The organism is Roseicella aerolata (genome assembly GCF_020523605.1).
GTDB classification, from domain to species: Bacteria; Pseudomonadota; Alphaproteobacteria; order Acetobacterales; family Acetobacteraceae; genus Paracraurococcus; species Paracraurococcus aerolatus.
Genome location: NZ_JAJAQI010000071.1, coordinates 1 through 15,706, shown reverse-complemented (window position 1 = coordinate 15,706; position 15,706 = coordinate 1). Strand labels below are relative to the sequence as shown.

Annotated in this window: 15 protein-coding genes and 3 pseudogenes; 10 read left to right on the top strand and 8 right to left on the bottom strand. The window is 73.1% G+C overall.

Annotated elements, in window-relative coordinates:
- Positions 1-125: 125 nt before the first annotated feature.
- A complete protein-coding gene (locus LHA35_RS26170) occupies positions 126-1,295 on the bottom strand; it encodes an amidohydrolase (protein ID WP_226613957.1) in 1,170 nt (389 codons plus the stop codon).
- Positions 1,296-1,424: 129 nt separating this feature from the next.
- Here LHA35_RS26170 and LHA35_RS26165 point away from each other — a divergent pair, with 129 nt between their 5' ends.
- A complete protein-coding gene (locus LHA35_RS26165; RefSeq protein ID WP_226613955.1) occupies positions 1,425-1,784 on the top strand; it encodes a DUF427 domain-containing protein in 360 nt (119 codons plus the stop codon).
- On the opposite strand, the gene LHA35_RS26160 is transcribed toward LHA35_RS26165, so the two are convergent.
- Complete coding sequence (locus LHA35_RS26160) at positions 1,748-2,767, bottom strand: hypothetical protein (RefSeq protein ID WP_226613954.1); 1,020 nt, start codon at positions 2,765-2,767, stop codon at positions 1,748-1,750. The two genes, LHA35_RS26165 and LHA35_RS26160, sit on opposite strands and share 37 nt — an antisense overlap.
- A gap of 347 nt (positions 2,768-3,114) precedes the next feature.
- On the bottom strand, positions 3,115-3,900 hold the full coding sequence (gene modA, locus LHA35_RS26155) for a molybdate ABC transporter substrate-binding protein (protein ID WP_226613952.1): 786 nt from the start codon (positions 3,898-3,900) through the stop codon (positions 3,115-3,117).
- A 241-nt stretch (positions 3,901-4,141) separates the two neighbouring features.
- On the opposite strand from modA, the gene queA reads away from it, so the two are divergent.
- From queA to queF, 3 genes and pseudogenes are all read left to right on the top strand, one after another.
- Positions 4,142-5,212: a tRNA preQ1(34) S-adenosylmethionine ribosyltransferase-isomerase QueA gene (queA, locus tag LHA35_RS26150; protein ID WP_226613961.1), complete on the top strand. Its 1,071-nt coding sequence runs from the start codon at positions 4,142-4,144 to the stop codon at positions 5,210-5,212.
- A pseudogene (gene tgt / locus LHA35_RS26145) lies at positions 5,209-6,382 on the top strand (tRNA guanosine(34) transglycosylase Tgt). The gene queA and the pseudogene tgt overlap by 4 nt, the downstream one beginning before the upstream one ends.
- Before the next feature lie 109 nt (positions 6,383-6,491).
- On the top strand, positions 6,492-6,950 hold the full coding sequence (gene queF, locus LHA35_RS26140) for a preQ(1) synthase (RefSeq protein ID WP_226613959.1): 459 nt from the start codon (positions 6,492-6,494) through the stop codon (positions 6,948-6,950).
- A 123-nt stretch (positions 6,951-7,073) separates the two neighbouring features.
- Here queF and LHA35_RS28840 read toward each other — a convergent pair whose 3' ends face one another.
- Positions 7,074-7,202 carry a hypothetical protein gene (locus LHA35_RS28840; RefSeq protein ID WP_264185815.1) on the bottom strand — a complete coding sequence of 43 codons (129 nt, stop codon included), beginning with the start codon at positions 7,200-7,202 and terminating at the stop codon, positions 7,074-7,076.
- Between the two features lie 260 nt (positions 7,203-7,462).
- Here LHA35_RS28840 and queG point away from each other — a divergent pair, with 260 nt between their 5' ends.
- The 3 genes from queG to LHA35_RS26125 are packed head-to-tail and all read left to right on the top strand — an operon-like array spanning position 7,463 to position 9,799.
- Positions 7,463-8,548, top strand: a complete 1,086-nt coding sequence (queG, locus tag LHA35_RS26135) for a tRNA epoxyqueuosine(34) reductase QueG (protein WP_226613948.1) — start codon at positions 7,463-7,465, stop codon at positions 8,546-8,548.
- Positions 8,548-9,243, top strand: a complete 696-nt coding sequence (gene queC / locus LHA35_RS26130; RefSeq protein ID WP_226613947.1) for a 7-cyano-7-deazaguanine synthase QueC — start codon at positions 8,548-8,550, stop codon at positions 9,241-9,243. Before queG ends, queC begins: the two co-directional genes overlap by 1 nt.
- Entirely contained in the window at positions 9,236-9,799 is a 564-nt protein-coding gene (locus LHA35_RS26125; RefSeq protein WP_226613945.1) for a VUT family protein, read from the top strand. The genes queC and LHA35_RS26125 overlap by 8 nt, the downstream gene beginning before the upstream one ends.
- A 109-nt stretch (positions 9,800-9,908) precedes the next feature.
- On the opposite strand, the gene LHA35_RS26120 is transcribed toward LHA35_RS26125, so the two are convergent.
- The 3 genes from LHA35_RS26120 to LHA35_RS26110 form a co-directional block, all read right to left on the bottom strand.
- The gene (locus LHA35_RS26120; RefSeq protein ID WP_226613943.1) at positions 9,909-11,087 is read right to left on the bottom strand and encodes a 3-hydroxybenzoate 6-monooxygenase; all 1,179 of its coding nucleotides are present in this window, start codon (positions 11,085-11,087) and stop codon (positions 9,909-9,911) included.
- Positions 11,087-11,323: a hypothetical protein gene (locus LHA35_RS26115; RefSeq protein WP_226613941.1), complete on the bottom strand. Its 237-nt coding sequence runs from the start codon at positions 11,321-11,323 to the stop codon at positions 11,087-11,089. The genes LHA35_RS26120 and LHA35_RS26115 overlap by 1 nt, the downstream gene beginning before the upstream one ends.
- A gap of 185 nt (positions 11,324-11,508) precedes the next feature.
- Positions 11,509-12,243 carry a proteasome-type protease gene (locus LHA35_RS26110; protein ID WP_226613939.1) on the bottom strand — a complete coding sequence of 245 codons (735 nt, stop codon included), beginning with the start codon at positions 12,241-12,243 and terminating at the stop codon, positions 11,509-11,511.
- A 129-nt stretch (positions 12,244-12,372) separates the two neighbouring features.
- On the opposite strand from LHA35_RS26110, the gene LHA35_RS26105 reads away from it, so the two are divergent.
- The 3 genes and pseudogenes from LHA35_RS26105 to LHA35_RS26095 all read left to right on the top strand — a co-directional run.
- Positions 12,373-13,020, top strand: a complete 648-nt coding sequence (locus LHA35_RS26105) for a hypothetical protein (protein WP_226613938.1) — start codon at positions 12,373-12,375, stop codon at positions 13,018-13,020.
- 161 nt (positions 13,021-13,181) lie between these two features.
- Complete coding sequence (gene nhaA, locus LHA35_RS26100) at positions 13,182-14,399, top strand: Na+/H+ antiporter NhaA (protein WP_226613936.1); 1,218 nt, start codon at positions 13,182-13,184, stop codon at positions 14,397-14,399.
- Positions 14,400-14,558: 159 nt separating this feature from the next.
- Positions 14,559-15,542, top strand: a pseudogene (locus LHA35_RS26095) (ABC transporter substrate-binding protein); the annotation flags it as partial.
- A gap of 60 nt (positions 15,543-15,602) precedes the next feature.
- Here the strand turns inward: LHA35_RS26095 and LHA35_RS26090 are convergent.
- Positions 15,603-15,706, bottom strand: a pseudogene (locus LHA35_RS26090) (IS5/IS1182 family transposase); the annotation flags it as partial.

The following is a 15,706-nucleotide window of genomic DNA, read 5'->3' as shown; positions in this document are numbered from 1 at the left end:
GCGAAGACAGGTCGGGAAGCCGGTCCATCCCGAGCTTGAATCAAAAGCTCACGGCACACGTCAAGCACTTCCCCAGCGCCAAGCGGCAGGCCCATCGTCACCGGGGGATGAGCAGGTACTAAGCACTAGCATTTCCCTTCGCCCACCACCCTCCCCGCAAACACCACCACCCCCCGCCCCGGGTGCTGCGCAATCGCCTCCCCCACCCCCTCCGCCGGCAGGCTGACAAAACTCGCGGGCGCCCCCACCGCCACCGCCGGCGGCTCCAGCCCCATCGCCCGCGCCCCGTCCTCCGCCACCATCCGGAACAGCCGCTCCATCGCCGCATCCGTCCGCGCATCCAGCCGCCAGCCGATGATCGCGGCGCGTTCCAGCATGTCCCCCGTGCCATAGGGGCCCCAGGTGTCGCGCATGTTGTCGTTGCCCAGGGCAACGCGCACCCCGGCCTCCGCCAGGCGCAGCAGCGGCGGCAGCGGCGCGGCGCCGGCGCCGTGGCTCACCAGCCCGACGCCCGCCTCCGCCATCGCCGCCGCCGCCGCCATCAGCCGCGGCTCGGGCGCCGCGCCCAGGCAGAAGCCGTGGCTCACCCAGACCTGCCCCTGCATCCCCAGCCCCCGCGTGCGGGCGCAAATCTCGGCCAGCGAGAACAGCCCCAGTTCCCCGCCCTCATGCAGATGGATGTCGAGGCCGACGCCATGCCGCCCCGCCAGGGCGAAGATCGCATCCAGCTGCCCCTTCGGGTCCCGGTCCACCTCGCACGGGTCGAGGCCGCCGAGCAGGTCGGCCCCCATCCGCAGCGCCTCCTCCAGCAGCTCCAGCGTGCCGGGCGCGCGCATCACCCCGGCCTGCGGGAAGGCGACGGTCTGGATGTGGCACTGCGCCGCATGCGCCTCCCTCACCGCCAGCACGCCTTCCAGGTTGCGCAGGCCGAAATCGGGGGTGATGTCCACATGGCTGCGGAAATGCACGGTGCCGGCGGCGATGCAGCGGCGCAGCAGCGCCGTCGCGCGCGGCTCCACCGGCAGGCCGGGCAGGATGCACGCATCGGCCTCGATGCGGCTCATCCGGTCGGGCCCCGCGGCATGCGGCATCCAGGGCAGGCCGAAGAGCGACTTGTCGAGGTGCAGGTGGAAGTCGGTCAGCGCCGGCAGCAGCAGCGCCCCGCCGAGATCCTCCACCACCGCCCCCTCCGCCGGGGCGTCCTGCACCGCGGCGACGCGGCCGGCCCGGACCACCACCTGCATCCCCGTGCGGCCATCGGGCAGGCGGCAATTGCGCAGGACCAGGTCACCCATCCCACCCTCCCCAGAAACGTCCCGGGGGGAGGTATCCCCCCGGACCCGCCCCCGTTTCTCCGAGTTTTGCTCGGGGGGCCGCTCCACACCAGCCTTGGACAGCCGGGCGCCCGTCACCATGCTCGCGCCATGAAAATCCCCGGCCCCGATCACCCCATCAGCATCACGCCGAACCCGAAGCGCGTGCGCGTCACCCTGGGCGGCGAGGTGGTGGCGGAAAGCACCCGCAGCCTGACCCTGCGGGAGGCCAGCTACCCCCCCGTCCACTACATCCCGCGGGAGGATGCGGCGCTGCCGATGCTCCACCGCACCGCCCACCGCACCCACTGCCCCTACAAGGGCGATGCCAGCTACTACAGCATCGAGGCAGGCGGCCGCCGGGCGGAGAACGCGGTCTGGAGCTACGAGGCGCCCTTCCCCGCCGTCGCCGCCATCGCCGGCCACCTCGCCTTCTATTCGGACCGCGTGGACCGGATCGAGGAAGAGTAGCCCGGGCAGGCCGGCCGCTGCGGCGGCATCCCGGCCTCGCCGATCAGCTCGAACCGGTAGGGCTTCGCCGCCCCGGGGTCGAGCGTGACCACCACGGCCTGCGCGTCCCGGTCCCCCGGCACCATCAGCCGGGTCAGGTTCGGCGCCCGCTCGAAGGGCTCCTCGTGCAGGAAGAAGTGGTTGTCGCCGTTGATCAGCAGCACCGGCCGGCCGAAGCGGGCGGCGGCCTGGGCGATCGCCTCCCGGATGGCGCTGTAGCCGCTCTCATAGCCGTGGCCGCAATGCTGCCGGTAGAACAGGTCGGACTGCATGGCGATGACGACGGCCCGCATCCCCGCCTCCGCCGCGGCGAAGCTCTCGGCCAGCCAGGCGCGGTTGGCGGCGTCGCGCGCCTCGAACTCCGTCATCGCGGCCGGGCCACGGGGCAGGCCGGCGGCGCCCGGCTCCCCCGGCTCGGGCGGACGGCCGTTGTTGCTGCCGGTGACGTGCAGGGTGATGAACATCACCCTGTCCCGCATCCAGCGGGCATTCTCCACGGTCGGCCCCGCCTGCTGCTGCACCGGCATGGGCCGGCGGCCGAGGCTTTCCGCGCGGCCGAAGAAGCGCGCGCGCAGGAAGGCCAGACGCTCCAGCGGGTCGTAGCGCCCGGCGCGGTCCTGCCAGCAATCGGTCCATTCGTTGTCGCCAGGCGTATAGACCAGCGGGTGGTCGGCCAGGCTCATCCAGCCATGCGCGCGCAGCAGCTTGTCGTCGGTGCAGAGTTCCCCGCTGCCCTTGGTGTCGCCGACAAAAAGGGTGAAGGCCGGGCGGGCGGCGTTGATCGCCTGCATCAGCCGGGCGACGCGGCCTTCCTCGACCGCGCACTGCTCCGGCGCCTGCGGCCGGCAATAGGGCATGTCGCCGAAGGCCACGAAGCGCAGCGGTTCGGCGCGCGCGGGCAGGGCGAGGCCGGCCAGGCAGGCCAGCAGCAGGAGGCGGCGCATCAGGGGGCTAGTCCTTCCGGGAATGTCGCCCGCGCTTGCGGCGCCCGGGCCGGGATGTCCAGCCCGAGGTGGTGCGTCCGGCCGCGCCGGGAAGGGCCGGGCCCCGCCGGGGCGGGCGGCGGCCGGGCGCTGGCACGGGGGCGCCCCGCCCAGGACGGTCCGGCCCCCCGTCGGCGCCCGCCCGCCCGGATGCCGCCGCCGGCCCCGGCCCAGTCGGACCGGGCGCAGGACAGCCTGGCCGATGGTCCGTGGCCGGGCGGCCGGGATGCGTTCCTGTCGCGCGCGCCCGCCTCGCCGCGCCTGCAGGCCGGTTGCCCGCCGCAACTGGCAGGCCGTCCGCGCCGGGTTCAGGGCGCCGCCAGGCTGAAGCCGAAGCGCCGCCAGCTCTCCGCCGCACCGGGCCCGGACAGGAAGGCCAGCAGGGCCAGCGCCTGCGCATGGCCTCCCGCCCGCCGGGTCAGGGCGAAGGGGTAGGTGACGGGCGGGTGGCTCTCCGGCGGAAAGGTGCCGATCACCCGCACGCCCGCGCTCGCCTGCGCATCGGTCCGGTAGACGATGCCGAGCGGCGCCTCCCCCCGCTCCACCAGCAGCAGGGCGGAGCGGACATTGTCGGCCCGTGCCAGCCGCGGAGCCAGGGCCCGCCACTGCCCCATCCACTCCAGCGCCGCCCTGGCATAGCGGCCGGCCGGGACATGCGCCGGGTCGCCGGTGGCGAGCCGGCCCTGCGGCCCGAGCAGCGCGGCGAGATCCGTCTCCCGGCCCAGCGCCACCGGCCCAGGCGCGGCACCCGCCGGCGCCACCAGGACAAGGGCGTTGCCGAGCGGGCTGACCCGCGTCTCCGGCAGGATCAGGGCGCGCTGCGCCAGGTAGTCCATCCAAGCCTCGTCCGCGCTCATGAACAGCTCGGCCGGCGCGCCCTGCTCGATCTGCCGGGCCAGGGCGGAGGAGGCGGCGAAGGAGAGGCGGAGCCCCGTATTCCCGGGCGCGGCGGCGCGCCAGGCCGGCTCCAGCGCCCGCAGCGCATCCTGCAGGGAGGCGGCGGCGAAGACCGTCAGCGGCGTCCCCTCCTGCGCCCGGGCCGGCCGCAGGGCCGGCAGGGCGAGGGCGGCGGAGAGGATGGAACGTCGGCGCATGCGGGGGTCCTTTCGTGGCGGTCGGAAGCCCGGCGGCCCGGCCCCGCAGGCCACCGGCGCCGACCTGGCCAGGCCCGGTCGCAACGCCCCCTATAGCGCAGGACAGGTAGCGCAGGATGGGGGCGATCGGCCCGGCCCGGCCCCGGACGGCCTTCTGCGTGTTGCCTTCCCCCCTCTCCCGCGCTACCGCCCGCGCGTGCCTGACACCGCCGCCAACAGCCTGCCCCCGGGGCTCCCCGCCCTGCGGACGGAAGATTTCGACTTCGCGCTGCCCGAGCAGCTGATCGCCCAGGCCCCCGCCCGGCCGCGCGATGCCGCGCGGCTGCTGGTGGTGCGCCCCGATGCGCTGGCGGACCGGATCATCCGCGACCTGCCGGGGCTGCTGGAGCCCGGCGATGTCATGGTGGTGAACGACACCCGGGTGATCCCGGCCCGGCTGCGCGGCCGGCGCGGGGATGCGGCGATCGAGATCATGCTCAACCGGGCGGAGGAAGGCGGCCAGGGCGGCACGGTCTGGGAGGCGCTGGTGCGCAACGCCCGCCGCCTGCGCCCGGGCGACGCCATCGCCATCGAGGGCGCCCCCGACCTGCCCTGCCAGGTGGTGTCGCGGGAGGGCGGCATCGCCCGCCTCGATTTCGGGCCCGACCCGGCGAAGCTCGCTGCGGCGCTGGACCGGGCGGGCGAGGTGCCCCTGCCCCCCTATATCGCCCGGCCGGAGGGCCCGCGGGCCGAGGACCGGGAGGACTACCAGACCCTCTTCGCCGCCCGCCCCGGCGCGGTCGCCGCCCCGACCGCCAGCCTGCATTTCACGCCGGACCTCGTCGCGGCGCTGGAGGCGCGCGGGGTGCGGCGGGCGACCGTCACCCTGCATGTCGGCGCCGGCACCTTCCTGCCGCTCCGCGCCGAGGACCCGCGCGCCCACAGGCTCCATGCCGAATGGGGCGAGGTGACCGAGGAGGCCGCCGCGCTGATCAATGCCGCCCGGCCGGCGGGCAGGCGCATCATCGCCATCGGCACCACCGCGCTCCGCCTGCTGGAGACGGCGGCGCTTGCGGTGGAGGACCCGCTGCGGCCGGTGCGGCCCTTCCGCGGCCTGACCGACATCTACCTGCTGCCCGGCCACCGCTTCCGCGCCGCCGATGCGCTGATGACCAATTTCCACCTGCCGAAGAGCACGCTGTTCATGCTGGTCTCCGCCTTCGCTGGCACTGCCCGCATGCGCGCGGCCTATCAGCACGCGATCGGGCAGGGCTACCGCTTCTACAGCTATGGCGATGGCAGCCTGCTGTTCCGCGCGGATGACGCGACATGACATTGCACTGGACAAGGACCGCGCAGGACGGCGCCGCCCGCCGGGGCGTCCTGCACACCGCGCATGGCGAGGTGGAGACGCCGGTCTTCATGCCGGTCGGCACCGCCGGCACGGTGAAGGCCATGATGGCCGACAGCGTGCGGGCGACCGGCGCCCGCATGGTGCTCGGCAACACCTACCATCTCATGCTGCGGCCGGGGGCGGAGCGCGTCGCGCGGCTCGGCGGCCTGCACCGGCTGATGGACTGGCACGGCCCGATCCTGACGGATAGCGGTGGCTACCAGGTGATGAGCCTGTCCGAGCTGCGCAGCATGGACGAGCAGGGCGTCACCTTCCGCTCCCATGTCGATGGGTCGAAGCACCGGCTGACGCCGGAACGGAGCGTCGAGATCCAGCGCCTGCTCGGCGCCGATGTCACCATGTGCCTCGACGAATGCACGCCCTTCCCGGCGACGGAGGAGCAGGCCGCGGTCTCCATGCGCCTCTCCATGCGCTGGGCGAAGCGCTGCCGGGACGCCTTCGTGGCGCGGGAGGGCCATGGTCTCTTCGGCATCGTCCAGGGCAGCACCTATCCTGGCCTGCGGGCCGAGAGCGTCGCGGCGCTGACGGGCATCGGCTTCGAGGGCTACGCCGTCGGCGGCCTCGCGGTCGGCGAGGGGCAGGCGATGATGTTCGGCGTGCTCGACTGCACCCTGCCGCTGCTGCCGCAGGACGCCCCGCGCTACCTGATGGGCGTCGGCACGCCCTCCGACATCCTCGGCGCGGTCCGACGCGGCATCGACATGTTCGATTGCGTCATCCCGACCCGCAGCGGGCGGACGGGGCGGGCCTATACCAGCCGCGGCGTGCTGAACCTGCGCAACGCGAAGCACGCGGAGGACCCGCGGCCGCTTGACCCCGCTTGCGGCTGCCCCGCCTGCACAAGGCATTCCCGCGCCTATCTCCACCACCTCATCAAGGCGGAGGAGATGCTGGGGCCGATGCTGCTGACCTGGCACAATGTGCAGTACTACCAGGACCTGACGCGCGGCCTGCGCGAGGCCATATCGGCCGGGCGGCTGGACGAGCACGCCGCGGCGCTGGAGGCGGCCTGGGCCGCGGGCGATTCCACGCCGGACGACACCGCCGCCGCCGAACTGGCCGAGGACCGGGAGACCCTGCGATGAGTGAAGCATCGCGCGGAACGCGCGTGGAAGAAGAGGTCCGCGGAACGCGCGTGGAAGATGGGGCCCGCGGAACGCGCGTGGAAGATGAGGCCAGCGGAACGCGCGTGGAAGCAGTGACCGACACCTCCGGCCTCACCCTGCTCGGTCGCAGCGCGACCCTCCCCGCCTCGCCCGAGGCGGCGCTGCTGGAGCGCGTGCCGAACCCGCATCCCGGCCACCGCTACCTGGTGCGCTTCGCCGCGCCCGAATTCACCTCGCTCTGCCCGCTGACGGGCCAGCCGGACTTCGCGCATCTCGTCATCGACTACGTCCCGCAGGACTGGCTGGTAGAGAGCAAGTCGCTGAAGCTCTATCTCTCCGCCTTCCGCAACCACGGCGCCTTCCACGAGGCCTGCACGGTGGCGATCGCCCGGCGGCTGGTGGAGACGCTCTCCCCAACCTGGCTGCGCATCGGCGGCTACTGGTATCCGCGCGGCGGCATCCCGATCGATGTCTTCTACCAGACCGGCCCCGCCCCCGAGGGCGTCTGGGTGCCGGACCAGGGCGTGCAGCCCTATCGCGGGCGGGGCTAGGGCGGATCGCGGACGGGTGGGAATGCCCGGGGTCGCGAACCTGCGCCATGATCAGTGATCCACGGCGGAGTGGCGTTCAGGCCTGAACGCGATCCGCCGTTGGCCGCCCGGGGCGGCGGCGCGTCAGGCGCCGATCCGGTGGCCGCCCTCATGCAGCCCGCTCGACTTCAGCCGGGCGCGGACATGCTCCCCGGCCAGGCAGAGGGCGAGGAAGGCGATGGCGCCGAGGGCGCCGAGAACCGTGTGCAGCATGGTGACCCTGTCCGAGGCTGTCCGGTGCGGGAGAAGCGGTCCGGCTTCCTCCGGCCCACCATCCCGCAACCGGTGAAAGGGTGGTCCCATGCAGCCGCATATACCACCATGGGTTGCCCCTGGCTGGCATGCCGGATCGGCGGGCCGGCGACAGGAGTTCGGCAAGGCTTGTCGGGCAGGCTGGGCGTTTCCGCCGCGGCACCGCGCCGGATGAGGCCGGACGGGATGGCATCGCCGCCCGCCCTGCCCTAAGAACCGCCATGCTCCAGGACCTCGCCGCCCCCCCGGCGCGTGCCCCCGAGGACGGAGGCCGCGCGCAGGCGGAGGCCATCCGCGCCGAGGCGTTCAGGCTCGGCTTCGATACCGTCGGCTTCACCGAGGCGCTGCTGCCCGAGGCGGTGCGCGCGCGGCTGGACGCCTTCCTGGCGGCGGGCCTGCACGGGACCATGGGCTGGCTGGCGGACCGCGCCGCACAGCGCGCCCAGCCGCGCGCGCTGTGGCCGGAGGCCGTCAGCGTCATCACGCTGGGCCTGAATTACGGCCCGGAGGAGGACCCGCTGGCGGTGCTCGCGCAGCGCGACCGCGCCGCCATCAGCGTCTATGCCCAGGGCCGCGACTACCATGACGTGGTGAAGTCCCGCCTGAAGGCGCTCGGCCGCTGGATGGTCCAGCGCTTCGCGGGCAGCGAGCTGAAGGTCTTCGTCGATACCGCCCCGGTCGCGGAGAAGCCGCTGGCGCAGCGGGCCGGACTCGGCTGGCAGGGCAAGCACACCAACCTGGTCAGCCGCACGCATGGGAGCTGGCTGTTCCTCGGCGAGATCTACACCACCCTCGCCCTGCCGCCCGATGCGCCGGAGCGCGACCATTGCGGCCGCTGCCGCCGCTGCCTGGACATCTGCCCGACCGCGGCCTTCCCGGCCCCCTACCGGCTGGATGCGCGGCGCTGCCTCTCCTATCTCACGATCGAGCACAAGGGGCCGATCCCCGAGGAATTCCGCGCCCCGATGGGCAACCGCATCTATGGCTGCGATGATTGCCTGGCCGTCTGCCCCTGGAACAAATTCGCCCAAGGCCATCACGAACCCGCCTTCGCCCCGCGGGAGGCGCTGCGGGCGCCGAAGCTGGCGGAACTGGCCGCGCTGGACGATGCCGGCTTCCGCGCCCTGTTCAGCGGCAGCCCGATCAAGCGCATCGGTCGGGACCGTTTCGTGCGGAACGTGATGATCGCGGTGGGCAACAGCGGCGACGCGGCGCTGCGGCCGGTGGCGCAGGCCCTGGCGGAGGATGCCGATCCGGTGGTGGCGGAGGCCGCGCGCTGGGCGGCCGCGCGGCTGGAGGCGGCCTGATGCGGGAGGACGCGGCCCTGGTGCTGTTCAGCGGCGGGCAGGACTCCGCCACCTGCCTCGCCTGGGCGCTGGACCGTTTCGGCCATGTCGAGACCCTCGGCTTCGACTACGGCCAGCGCCATCGCGTCGAGCTTGAGGTGCGCGCCACCTTCCGCGCCCGGATCGCGCGCGACCTCCCCGCCTGGGCCGGAAGGCTGGGCGAGGACCATGTCCTCGCGCTCGATGCGCTGCGCACAGTCTCCGACACCGCGCTGACGCGGGAGACGGAGATCACGATGCAGGCGGACGGCCTGCCCAACACCTTCGTCCCCGGGCGCAACCTGGTCTTCCTGACCTTCGCCGCCGCCCTCGCCTACCGGCGCGGCCTGAAGCACCTGGTCGCCGGCATGTGCGAGACGGATTATTCGGGCTACCCCGATTGCCGCGACGACACGCTGAAGGCCTTGCAGGTGGCGATCAATCTCGGCATGGAGCGCCGCTTCGTGCTGCACACGCCGCTGATGTGGCGGGACAAGGCGGCGACCTGGGTGCTGGCCGAACGGCTGGGCGGCGCGCCGCTGGTGGAGGCGATCCTGGAGGACACGCATAGCTGCTACCTGGGCGACCGCCGGCGGCGGCATGCCTGGGGCTATGGCTGCGGCACCTGCCCGGCCTGCGAGCTCCGCCGCCGCGGCTGGGAGACATGGCATGGTTGACGACACCCGCCGGCAGGCGGAGGGGATGCTGTTCCTCGCGCTTTTCGGCCTCTGCATCCCTGCGGCCAATTGGCTGATCGGCAATGCCGGGACGTCCTGCGTGCCGCAGGGGCCCTGCCTGATCCCGGTGGCGCCGGGCGTCATGGCGCCCTCCGGCGTGCTGATGGTGGGCCTTGCCCTGGTGCTGCGGGACCTGGTGCAGCGCCGGCTCGGCGTCGGCTGGGCGGCGGGCGCCATTCTGGCGGGCGCCGCCCTGTCCGCCCTGCTGGCGCCGCCGGCCCTGGTGGTGGCCTCGGCGGTCGCCTTCCTGCTGAGCGAGGCGGCCGACCTCGCGGTCTATACCCCGCTGCAGCGGCGCGGCCTGGTGAAGGCGGTGGTCGCCAGCAGCCTGGTGGGGCTGGTGGTGGACAGCGTGGTCTTCCTGCAGCTCGCCTTCGGCAGCCTCGATTTCCTGGCGGGCCAGGTGATCGGCAAGCTCTGGATGGTGGTGCTGGCCCTGCCGCTGCTGCACTGGCTGCGGCGGCGGGATGAGCGGCTGGGGCTGACGCCGGCCTGAGCCGGCGTCGCATCAATGGCCCGGATGCGTGTCCGCATCCGGGCAGGAGCGCCGCATGTGCGGCGGGCGGCAGCCCGTGCTGCCGGGATCGCCGGTCATGGCCGTTGTATCACGCATCCCCCGGCCAGCGCGGCGTCTCGTACAGCCAGGCCATGCTCTCGCGTGCCGCCGCCGGATCCCGCCCGGCCAGCCACTGGTCGCGCAGTTCGGCCCGCACGCCGGAGGCGTGGTAGATGTCGCCGATGACCCGCGCCATGGTCTGCACCCGGCCGGTGCGCAGCACGCGCAGCGCCTCGTAGTCGGCGAAGGCGCGCGGCACCTCGCCCTCGCAGCGGCGGAGCTGGTCGGCGAGGCAGACCGCATCCTCCAGCGCCATGTTGGTGCCCTGCGGCAGGTATTGCAGCATCGGGTGCGCCGCATCGCCGAGCAGCGTGACGCGCCCGCGCGTCCAGCCGCGCCGCGGCTCCCGGTCGCAGAGCACCCAGTAGCGCCAGGTCTCGATGCGGGAGAGCATCTCTCGCACCTCGGGCCGCGTGCCCTGGAAATGGCGCCAGAGCAGCTTCGGGTCGCCGGCCTGGTCCCAGCCTTCCGCGTAGTGGTCGGAATGGAAGACGGCGACGAGGTTCATCAGCTCGCCCCGCCGCAGGGGATAGTGCACCAGATGCAGCCGCGGCCCGGCCCAGACGACGACGCGGTTCTCCCGCATCCCGGCCGGCACGCTCTCCATCGGGACGACGGCGCGATAGGCGATGTGGCCGGAGACGGCGGGGCGGCCATCGCCCATCACCACCTGCCGCGTGCGGCTCCAGAGCCCGTCGGCGCCGATCAGCGCCGTGCCGCGCACCGCATCCCCGTCCTCCAGCCGGATCGTCACGCCCTCCGCATCCTCGATGAAGACGGCAATGGTGCGGTTGGTCTCCAGCGTCACGCCGGGCTGGCTGGCGCAGGCCTCCAGCAGGGTGCGGAGCAGGTCGGCGCGGTGGGTCACGGCATAGGGGTGGCCGTAGCGCCCTGTCATGCCCTCCAGCGGCACGCGCGTGATCTCATGCCCCTCCACCGCGCAGCGCAGGGACAGCGCCTCCGGCCGCACCGCGTCGCGTTCGACCCCCGCCCGGATGCCGAGGCGGTCGAACATGGGGAAGACATTGGGGCTGAGCTGGATGCCGGCCCCCACCTCCTTGAACTCCGCCGCCCGCTCGAAGAGCCGCACCGGGAAGCCGGCGCGGGCGAGGGCGAGGGCGGCCCCCAGCCCGCCGATGCCGCCGCCGGCGATCAGGATTGGTTGCATCAACCCGGCTCGGCGAGGGTGGGCGGGTGGAACAGCGCCTCGGGCGGGATCCCGGCGGCGGCGAAGCGGATCATGGCGGCGATCTCGTCTCGGTTGCGGGCGAAGCCATGGGGCCACGGGTCGCCGCCCATGGCGGCGGGCTGCTCCTCATGGGCGGTGGCGATCCAGGGCAGGAAGATTCGGAGCACGTTGACCATTTGCAGCGCCGCGAGCGAGATCGCCTTGACCTGGCGCAAGGCAGTTGGCGTCCGGGCAGCAGCCGGGGAGGCCGCCCCGCCCCCACCCTTCCGGATAGCGGGGCAGCGCATGGAACATTCATGCCGCCGGCATCGGCCGCCATCCCGCCGCGCCGCCACAGGATCCGCGCGGGGCGGCCCCGCGGTCCTGCACGCCTGGTTCGCCGCCCGCCCGGCCGCCCGTCTCAGGGCACCCAGTCCGGCCGCGGCATCTCCAGATAGGCCTGCCGCAGCGCCGCGCTCCACCCCTCCCGGATCGAGCGGAAATAGGCATTCTCCTCGGTGATCCGCTTCCTCAGCGTCACGGAGAGGCTGTCCGCCCGGTAGACCAGCAGGTCGATCGGCATGCCGACCGTCAGGTTCGACCGGAGCGTGCTGTCCATGCTGATCAGCACCAGCTTCACCCCGTCCGCGACCGGCGTGTCGTGCTTCACGACGCGGTCGAGGATCGGCTTGCCGTATTTGTGCTCGCCGATCTGCAGGAAGGGCGTGTCGGCCGTCGCCTCGATGAAATTGCCGGCGGCGTAGATGAGGAAGAGCCGCGGCGCCTCCCCCGCGATCTGGCCGCCGAGCATGAGGGAGATGTCGAAGCCGATCCCCTGCGCCTTCAGCGCCGGCCCGTCCGCGGCATAGACGTCCCGCACCGCCTGGCCGACCAGCTGCGCCGCGCGGAACATGTTCGGCACGCTCCGCAGCGTCTGCCGCGTGCCGTCCAGCTGCACCCCCTCCTGCAGCCGGTTCCACACCGCCTGGGTGACCGCGAGGTTGCCGGCCGAGAGCACGGCCAGCACCCGCTCGCCCGGCACCTCCTCCACCTGCATCTTCGAGAAGACGGAGATGTTGTCGACGCCCGCATTGGTGCGGGTGTCGGAGAGGAGGACCAGCCCCTCCCGCAGATGGAGTCCGACGCAGTAGGTCATCCGGTGCGTTCCTGTGGCCAGCGCGGGTATAGGGCGATTCGCCGCGGCTCCGTCAGCCCGGATCCGGGCCCGCAATCCTCCCGGATATCTTGCTTCAGCCCGCTCCGGATCCGTGGCGCAAGCGCCGTCATGGGCATCATCCTGAATCCGCGCGGCGCCGGCGGGGCGGGCAAGACCGTACTCGTCCGGCGCCTCATGGCCGAATACGGCAGGCCGGCGCCGCTCCACCGCCCTGGCCGCGCGCGGCCGATCGGCTATCGCCTGGTCCACCCGCTGGGCGGCCGCCCGCTCGCCGTGCTCGGCGCCTATGAGGCGACCCGCGGCGGCTGCGACACCATCCCGATCCGGGATGGCGGGCTGGCGGAAGCCACCCGGCTGGCTGCGGGCTGGGCGGCGGAGGGCCATGACGTGCTGCTGGAAGGGCTGATGCTGAGCGGCGAGCACCGGCACATGGCGGCGCTCGCCGCGGCGCATCCGCTCTACATCCTGCACCTGGCGACGCCGCCGGAGGACTGCGCCCGCGCCCTCATCGCCCGCCGCCGCGCGCGGCGGGATGCCTGGCCGGACCTCGCCCGGGCGGCGGCGCGGCAGCAGGCCGAGATCGCCGAGGCCTGCGACCGCCTGCAGGCCGGCGGCGCCCGGGTGGAGCGGCTCGGCCTCGAGGAGGCCCTCGACCGGGCCCGGGTGCTGCTCGGCCTCGTGGGGGGATGCCGTGTCCCCGCCCCGCAGGGCGGCGCTGCGGGGCGGGTCGACAAGCCGCTGGTCCCTGCGGGATAAGGGCCGTGCCGCGGCCGATCGGATCGGCAGGAGCGGCACAGGGCCCGACAAGGCTTCCCCGCCGGCGGATGCGCCTGCCCATGGGCAGCACGCGGCATCCTTCCATCCGTGCCGCGCAGGCCGGGGCAGGCGGGGCAGGCCGGACAGATGAAAGGACCACCATGTCCGACGGGATCGCAACGGCCCGCCGCCGCCCGCCCTCCATGCTGCGCCGGTTCCTGGACAGCGAGGCCTCGGGCGGCCTGGTGCTGATGGCGGCCGCTGCGCTGGCGCTCCTCCTCGCCAATTCCGCCCTCGCCTCCCTCTATTTCGAGGCGCTGCACCTCTATCTCGGCCCGCTCAGCCTGCAGCACTGGATCAATGACGGGCTGATGGCGGTCTTCTTCCTCTTCGTCGGGCTGGAGATCAAGCGGGAGTTCCTGGACGGCCAGCTCGCCACCTGGTCGCGCCGTGCCCTGCCCGGCATCGCCGCCGCCGGCGGCATGGCGGTACCGGCGCTGATCTATGCCGCCTTCAACTGGAACGACCCGGCGACGCTGCGCGGCTGGGCGATCCCGTCCGCCACCGACATCGCCTTCGCCCTCGGCGTGCTCTCCCTGCTCGGGGACCGGGTGCCGAGTTCGCTCAAGGTCTTCCTCGCCGCGCTCGCCATCATCGACGATCTCGGCGCGGTGCTGATCATCGCGCTCTTCTACTCCGGCGACCTCTCCCTGCTGGATCTCGGGCTGGCCGCCGGCGTCGTCATCCTGCTCGTCGGGATGAATGCCCGCGGCGTCACGCGCCTCTGGCCCTACCTGTTGCTCGGGGCCCTGCTCTGGCTCTTCGTGCTGCGCTCCGGCGTGCATGCCACCATCGCCGGCGTCGTCCTGGCGCTGACCATTCCGCTGCATGCCTCGCCCGGCCGGCCGGATGCGATGCACAGCTCCCCCCTCCACCGGCTGGAACATGGGCTGCACCGCTGGGTCGCCTTCGGCATCGTCCCGGTCTTCGGCTTCGCCAATGCCGGCCTCTCCTTCGCCGGGCTGACGGTGGACGCGCTGCTCGATCACCTCACCCTTGGGGTCGCGCTCGGCCTGCTGGTCGGCAAGCTCGTCGGCGTCTTCGGCAGCGCGGCGCTGACCATCCGGCTCGGCCTGGCCGACCTGCCGATGGGCGCGGGGTGGCTGCAGATGGTGGGCGTCTCCCTGCTCTGCGGCATCGGCTTCACCATGAGCCTCTTCATCGGGCTGCTGGCCTTCGCCAACGACCCGGCGATGCAGGACGAGGTGAAGGTGGGCATCCTGCTCGGCTCGGGCCTGGCGGGCCTGGCGGGCTGGGCCCTGCTGCGGGTGGCGCCGCGCGACGTGCCGGCGCCGGCGCGGCGGCAGCCGGCGGAGTAGCCGGGGGGACGCCGCCCCCTCCCGGGCCGGCCCCGTCCGGCCGTGCGCCTTGCCGGTCCGCATCGATCCGGACCGGCATGAGTTGACGCCGGCGGCAGGGCGGCGGCAGGCTTCCCCCGCCGAACAGGCCAATGACATCGGGGAAGGACGCGTCGCAGCATGCTCGAACGCCGTCACCTGCTGGCCGCCGCCGCCGCCGGCGCCCTGCCGCTCCGCGCCCGGGCGCAGTCCCTGCCCTTCCAGCCCGAGCGCGGCGCGCAGCTCCGCATGCTGCGCTGGGGCCGCTTCCTGGAAGCCGAGGACCGCGCGACGCTCGAGAACATCCGGGCCTTCACCGAGGCGACCGGCGTCGAGGTCCGCCTGGACAGCGTCTGGCAGGATGACGTCCACCCCCAGCTCAGCGTCGCCGCCAGCATCGGCAGCGGCCCGGATGTCGCCTGGACCTTGCAGATGACGCCGCAGCTCATCGCCGACAAGCTGCTGGACCTGACCGATGTCGCCGAGCATGTCGGCCAGCGCGCCGGCGGCTGGTACAGGCTCGTGCAGGATTACGGCATGCGCGACGGCCGCTGGATCGGCCTCTCGCCCTTCGTGGTCGGCGTGCTGCCGGTCTACCGCATCTCCGCGATGAGGGAGGCGGGGTTCGAGCGCTTCCCCGAGGACACCGACGGCTTCCTGCGGCTGGTGCGCGAGATGAAGCGCATCAACAAGCCGGCCGGCTTCGCCTTCAGCCGCGCCCCGAACGATGGCAACAGCTTCTGCCACTGGCTGCTCTGGTCGCATGGCGGGAAGCTGGTGGATGAGCGCAACCGGGTCACCATCAACAGCCCGGAGACGCTCCGCGCCCTCGACTACGCGCGCGACCTCGCGCAGCACTTCATCCCGGGCACCCAGGGCTGGAACGACGCCTCCAACAACGGCGCCTTCCTCAACGGCCAGGTCTGGCTCACCAACAATGCCGTCTCGATCTACGGCAAGGCGCTGGCTGACCGGATGGACATCACCGCCGATATCGACCACGCCCTCTGGCCCGTCGGCCCGGTCGGGCAGCCGGCCGAGATGCACCTGGTCTTCCCCTTCGTCGTGATGCGCTACACCCGCTACCCCAATGCCGCCAAGGCGCTGCTCGCCTTCCTGATGGACCGGCCGCAATACGAACGGGTGCTGGAGGCCTCGGTCGGCTATCTGAGTGTCCGTCCGGGATCATGTTGTTGTCTGGCAGAGCCTTCGCAGCATGAGGCGCACGGAGGCCCAGCGCAGGAAAGCGAGGCCGGTGCGGTTCAGGCACTCCCAATCTTTGGCCAGCC